The organism is Actinomadura sp. GC306 (genome assembly GCF_004348665.1).
Taxonomy (GTDB): Bacteria; Actinomycetota; Actinomycetes; order Streptosporangiales; family Streptosporangiaceae; genus Spirillospora.
In genome coordinates, this window is the sequence record NZ_SMKM01000415.1 from 1 (window position 1) to 3,634 (window position 3,634).

The window sequence follows — 3,634 nt, forward strand, 5'->3', positions numbered from 1 at the left end:
CTCCACACCGACGAAGGCGCTGCGCGCCCCCCCTCCGGTGCGACGACTTCTCATGCGGGTGCTGTACGGCCAGACCCCCTCGGTCCGGGAGTCGGCTTCCCACCGTCCGGCAGCGAAGCACCTGCCGGGGCGGACGGCGGCGAAGGTGGTGCGCGGCCCTCCTTCGGTGCGACCGCTTCTCATGCGGGTGCTGTACGGCCAGACCCCCTCGGTCCGGGAGTCGGCTTCCCACCGTCCGGCAGCGAAGCACCTGCCGGACCGCACGGTGGCAAAGGTGGTGTCGGGGACGTGCGTGGTGGCGTGGGGGAGGATGAGGCCGGCCAGGAACCGCGTGGTGCCGGGGGGCCGCGGCTGATCATTCCTACGCCGGGCGGGCGGCCGTTCACGCAGGCCGATGCGGTCCGGTATGCCGCTGAGCCGTGGCTGGTGTTCGCGTGCGGCCGTTACGAAGGCATCGACTCGCGGGTCGCCGAGGAGGCCCGGACCCGCATGCCGGTGGACGAGGTCAGCCTCGGCGACTTCGTGCTCGCCGGCGGAGAGGTCGCGGTCCTCGTCATGGTGGAGGCGATCGGCCGGCTTCTGCCCGGAGTCCTGGGCAACGCCGACTCCGTCGCCGACGACTCGTTCGCGCCCGGCGCCATGGAATCGCTGCTGGAAGGCCCCGTCTACACCAAACCGCCGGTGTGGCGCGAACGGCCCGTACCCGACGTCCTCCTGTCCGGGCACCATGGCGCGATCGCCCGCTGGCGCCGCGACGAGGCGCTCCGGCGGACCGCGCGAACGCGTCCCGAACTGCTCGCCCGGCTCGCCCCGGAGGCCCTCGACAAGCATGATCGCGCCGTTCTCCGCGAGGCCGGTTTTCCGGTTGACGGCGAAGATATGGCAGACTAGAGCGTCCGTGCGTCCAGCTCGTACGGCACCCCACGACCACTTTCCGCGGCGCGACGCCCCCACGCATGATCCACCGGGGCCTCTCGACGCCCGCGTTCGACCATGAGGAACCTCTGCGATGCACACCCTGATCCAGGAGATCGAGAAGGCCGCGATGCGCGCCGACGTCCCGGACTTCCGTCCGGGCGACACGCTGAAGGTTCACGTGCGTGTCACCGAGGGCAACCGGAGCCGTATCCAGGTCTTCCAGGGCGTGGTGATCCGGCGCCAGGGCGGCGGCGCCCGCGAGACCTTCACCGTCCGGAAGGTCAGCTACAGCGTCGGCGTCGAGCGGACGTTCCCGATCAACAGCCCCTCGATCGACAAGATCGAGGTCGTCACCCGCGGCGACGTCCGCCGCGCCAAGCTCTACTACCTGCGCAACCTGCGCGGCAAGGCGGCCCGCATCAAGGAGAAGCGGGAGAACTGAGCCGCCTCCTCGCTCGCGAACAGGACGACATGAGCCGATGAACCACGACGCCCCGGGAACCCGCGACGGTGACCGGGGCGTTGCCGGTTCTTGAGGGGGAAGTGCGTCTTGAACGCCGCCGACACGCCCGCGGGAGGCCCCCCGCGGTCCCCGCGCCGCTAGGCTTTCGCTCTGATGACTGACGAGGACGATCGGAGAGACGTGCGATCCGAAGCCGAGGGCGCGGTGCCCGAGGAGAAGGAGCCTGTGGACTCGGCCGAGGAGACGGGCGACGACCCCGAGGACGACGCCGGCAAGGACAAGAAGAAGCAGGGCTCGTTCTGGAAAGAGCTCCCGATCCTCATCGTCGTCGCCGTCGTGCTGGCCCTGGTCATCAAGGCGTTCGCGGTGCAGGCCTTCTACATCCCGTCCGGCTCCATGGAGAACACCCTCCAGGTCGGCGACCGGGTCCTCGTCAACAAGATCGTCTACCACACTCGTGACGTGGCCCGCGGTGACGTCATCGTCTTCAACGGCCTCGACTCCTGGGACCCCGAGATCCAGGTGAACGAGCCCGGCAACCCCCTCTCCAAGGTGCTGCGCGCGATCGGCACGGCCTTCGGCGTCGCGCCCAACGAGAAGGACTACATCAAGCGCGTCATCGGCATCCCCGGCGACCGCGTCCAGTGCTGCGACGCGCAGGGACGGGTCACCGTCAACGGCGTCCCGCTGAACGAGGGCTCCTACCTCTACACCGACCCGATCACGAACGAGCGGAACAAGCCGTCCAACGACCCGTTCGACGTCACCGTGAAGCCGGGTCAGCTCTGGGTCATGGGCGACCATCGCGAACTCTCCTACGACTCGCGTTCCCACCGCGGCGACCCCGGGGGCGGCACCATCCCCGTCGACCGCGTCATCGGCCGTGCCTTCGTGATCGTCTGGCCCGTGGACCGCGCCGGCACCCTTCCGATCCCCGACACCTTCAAGCAACGAGGGCTCGCGGCGCCCGCCGCCGCAGCGCTTCCCGCCGCTCCTTATGCCCTGGGCGTCCTCTGCACCCTCCCTCTCGCCTACTTCCGCCATCGCCATTACCGGAAGGCCTGACCGGCTCCCGCGAGCGGGAAAGGGAGGTTCCGGAGCGGCGGGTGCGGCCGGGACGTACGCTGCGTTGCATGAAAGGTCGTCCGCTTCGTTTCACGCCGCGCCGCGACGCCGGGATGCACCGATATGAGCGTGCTCTGGAGCATGCCGGTTTCAGTCCCGTCGCGGGCGTCGACGAGGCCGGGCGGGGAGCGTGCGCGGGCCCGCTGGTGGTGGCGGCGGTGATGCTCCGCGGCGGCCGGCGCCGGATCGAGGGCCTCACCGACTCCAAGCTCCTCACTCCCGGGCGCCGCGAGGAGCTGTACACCGAGATCACCGAGCGCGCGCAGGCGTGGAGCGCGGTGGTCGTCCCGTGCCACGACATCGACCGGCTCGGCCTCCACCGCTGCAACGTGACGGGGATGCGGCGCGCCCTCGCCGCCCTGGACGAGCAGCCCGCCTACGTCCTCAGTGACGGGTTCCCGGTTCCCGGCCTGAGCGTCCCCGGACTGGCGATGGTCAAGGGCGACCAGGTCGCGGCCTGCGTGGCGGCCGCCTCGATCGTCGCGAAGGTCACCCGGGACCGGATCATGGTCGATCTCCATGAGCGCTACCCGGACTACGGGTTCGACCTCCACAAGGGCTACGTGACCCGGGCGCACGGCAGAGCCCTCGCCGCGCACGGACCTTGCCCTGAACATCGCTTCTCCTACGTCAACGTCGGTCGTGCCCTGCGTAACAATGGAGAGGTGGAGTTGGTGGAGGACACCGATGGGGAGGTCCCCGGCGAGGACTGCACGGAAGGGGCACGAGCGTGAGCGCCGAAGATCTCGAAAAGTACGAGACCGAGATGGAGCTGCAGCTCTACCGCGAGTACCGCGACGTCCTCGGGCTCTTCGCCTACGTCGTGGAAACCGACCGCAGGTTCTACCTCACCAACTCCGTCGACCTGCAGGTCCGCACCACCGACAACGGCGAGACCTACTTCGAGGTCACGATGCAGGACGCCTGGGTCTGGGACATGTACCGCCCCGCCCGCTTCGTCAAGAACGTGCGTGTCGTCACCTTCAAGGACGTCAACATCGAAGAACTGGCCAAGACCGACTTCGAACTCCCCGCCAAGTAACCCGCCCCCACGGCCCGCACCCGACTCACCGCTGACGCTTCCGCCGCCGGCGCCACACATGGCGCCGCAGCGGCCCCCTCAACCAT

4 protein-coding genes and 1 pseudogene are annotated in these 3,634 nt (G+C 69.4%); all 5 read left to right on the forward strand.

Annotated elements, in window-relative coordinates:
- Nucleotides 1-336: 336 nt before the first annotated feature.
- Nucleotides 337-891 (forward strand): annotated as a pseudogene (locus tag E1200_RS31905) (tRNA (guanosine(37)-N1)-methyltransferase TrmD); the annotation flags it as partial.
- A 118-nt stretch (nucleotides 892-1,009) separates the two neighbouring features.
- A complete protein-coding gene (gene rplS, locus E1200_RS31910) occupies nucleotides 1,010-1,360 on the forward strand; it encodes a 50S ribosomal protein L19 (protein WP_131956169.1) in 351 nt (116 codons plus the stop codon).
- 201 nt (nucleotides 1,361-1,561) lie between these two features.
- Nucleotides 1,562-2,446, forward strand: coding sequence for a signal peptidase I (gene lepB / locus E1200_RS31915; RefSeq protein WP_243709010.1), 885 nt, complete (start codon nucleotides 1,562-1,564; stop codon nucleotides 2,444-2,446).
- 68 nt (nucleotides 2,447-2,514) lie between these two features.
- A complete protein-coding gene (locus E1200_RS31920; RefSeq protein ID WP_131956173.1) occupies nucleotides 2,515-3,240 on the forward strand; it encodes a ribonuclease HII in 726 nt (241 codons plus the stop codon).
- Nucleotides 3,237-3,548, forward strand: coding sequence for a DUF2469 domain-containing protein (locus tag E1200_RS31925; RefSeq protein ID WP_131956175.1), 312 nt, complete (start codon nucleotides 3,237-3,239; stop codon nucleotides 3,546-3,548). Before E1200_RS31920 ends, E1200_RS31925 begins: the two co-directional genes overlap by 4 nt.
- The last annotated feature ends 86 nt before the right edge of the window (nucleotides 3,549-3,634 follow it).